Origin of the sequence: Sulfurimonas sp., from assembly GCF_019429335.1 — a bacterium.
Classification (GTDB): Bacteria; Campylobacterota; Campylobacteria; order Campylobacterales; family Sulfurimonadaceae; genus Sulfurimonas.
This window is the reverse complement of sequence record NZ_JAHYJB010000068.1, coordinates 1-2031: the sequence shown is the minus strand read 5'-3', so window position 1 is coordinate 2031 and position 2031 is coordinate 1. Positions and strand designations below refer to the sequence as shown.

The following is a 2031-nucleotide window of genomic DNA, read 5'->3' as shown; positions in this document are numbered from 1 at the left end:
CGCTTCTGCCCAAAACTGAGCGAGCTTTAAAAGGGTGCTTTGAATCTTGCCCAAAAGTAACCCCAAACTCCTCGCTCACATCCTCCGTATTTAGCACACAGTTTGCATTTTTAATAGAGAGCCGTGCAGATTTTTGCGGTTGTCCCGGAGAAAAAGAGGCATACGCGGCTTTTCTCTCTGCGGAGTCATAAACCCATTTTACTTTATCAAAAGACTCGTAAAACTTCTCATCCCCAAAATATTGCCTCATCGGATCGCGCAGGAGATAAAAAAGATACCGCATACGCCCTATAAGAGGGTAGTTGATAAGTAGCTGATCCTCTCTTTGAATAAATCTGTCATAGATAAACAAAACAAGGGATACAAGAGCAAAAACAATTAATGAAGCCTGAAGCAAAAAGAGAAGAAGCGGAAAATTGTATTGAATTACCGCATCTTTAAAATCTAAAAGTGCTTCCATGTTTTAGTTCTTCTCACCGAAAAAAAGTCTGTCAAGGCTAAATTTGCCTGCTCCATGCGATACAAAAATAAGTAAAAACAACATGTAGTAAAGTGGTATTTCATAGCCGTTATCACCTGCAGAAAAACCGTTTGGAAGATGCACCGTCACGATAGCGACTATCATGACGACAATAAGCGGCAGTGAAATAAATCGTGTCAAAAGCCCTAGAGTAAGCAGTATTACACCGACTATCTCGGTACTTGCCGCCATATAAGCATTGAGCGTTGGAAACGGTATGCCCATAGACGCAAACCAACCGGAAACAGAGGCCATATCACCCCACTTCATCATAGCAGGCTCATAAAACCCGTAAGCAACTGCCAAACGCGCCAGCAACAAAGCAAATGATTTCAAATACTCACTCAATCTCGAAAACTCAATATATATCTGTTTGCACTTCATAGTACACTCCTCTATCAATTTTAAACTGACATATCATAACAGATATTTATAACTCTGTATGTAAGCTTGATTACATTGTCTCATATAAAAAATGATATACTTTTTTCATTCTAAATAAGGGGAGTACCACATGTCTAAAAAACCGAGTTGCAACATGAGCCACAAAGAGTCCAATATTCGTTTTACGATTGCATCTTTGCTCCTGTTTTTTTCAATCTATGAATCTTCTTATGCTCTAGCAGTTATGTCCCTAGTAATATTTTATACCGCACTAAAGAGATTTTGTTTTATTTATGCACTTTTTAATCTCAATCAAAAATATAGTCTAAAAAATTACTATCTCTCTCTTCTTCCAAAGCATAGAAACTCTCCTGTTTTTATCTTTAACGAAAAAGGCGCGATTCTTTTTCGCAATGAGGCATCGCATAAAGATCTCCTAGAGGTTACTTCGCTTGAGTCTTTAAACATCAACAATCCAAAGGAGATAGCTATGCAAGATATTATCTTTTTTGAAAACAAAAGCACCTCATACCAAGTTGAGATAAAAGGGATTCAAGAAGAGGGACTTATCTTAGCTTACTTTACGGATGTCACAGAGCTTATAACCCTCAACAAAGAGATTGAAGAGACTCAAAAAGATATTATTTATGCTATGGGAGAGATAGGCGAAACCCGTTCAAAAGAGACCGGAAATCATGTGAAGCGAGTAGCACTCTACTCCTACAAGCTTGCTGTTTTGTACGGTTTGAGCCAAGAGGATGCAACTCTTTTGCAGATGGCAAGTCCTATGCATGATATAGGAAAAATAGGGATCGCGGATGCTATTTTAAATGCACCGCGCAAACTCACATCTGAAGAGTTTGAAGTAATGAAGACACATGCCTCATTGGGTTACGATATGCTTAAACACTCCAATAAGCCAATCCTAAAAGCTGCTGCTATCGTTGCGGGAGAGCATCATGAAAAGTGGGATGGAAGCGGATATCCAAACGCAAAAGCCGGAGAAGAAATTCATATTTTTGGTCGTATCACTGCTGTAGCAGATGTTTTTGATGCGCTTTCAAGCGATAGGGTCTATAAAAAAGCATGGGAGGTGAAAGATATTTTAAATCTTTTTGAGAGCGAGA

At 38.8% G+C, this 2031-nt stretch carries 2 protein-coding genes and 1 pseudogene; 1 reads left to right on the top strand and 2 read right to left on the bottom strand.

Annotated features, from left to right (window positions below):
- Both K0A91_RS10915 and K0A91_RS10910 read right to left on the bottom strand, forming a co-directional pair.
- A pseudogene (locus K0A91_RS10915) lies at nt 1-460 on the bottom strand (FMN-binding glutamate synthase family protein); the annotation flags it as partial.
- A 3-nt stretch (nt 461-463) separates the two neighbouring features.
- Nucleotides 464-904: a DoxX family protein gene (locus tag K0A91_RS10910; protein WP_295010244.1), complete on the bottom strand. Its 441-nt coding sequence runs from the start codon at nt 902-904 to the stop codon at nt 464-466.
- 130 nt (nt 905-1034) lie between these two features.
- Between K0A91_RS10910 and K0A91_RS10905 the strand changes: the two genes are divergently transcribed.
- Nucleotides 1035-2031: HD domain-containing phosphohydrolase (locus K0A91_RS10905; RefSeq protein WP_295010242.1), on the top strand; the 997-nt coding region annotated here is incomplete at its 3' end.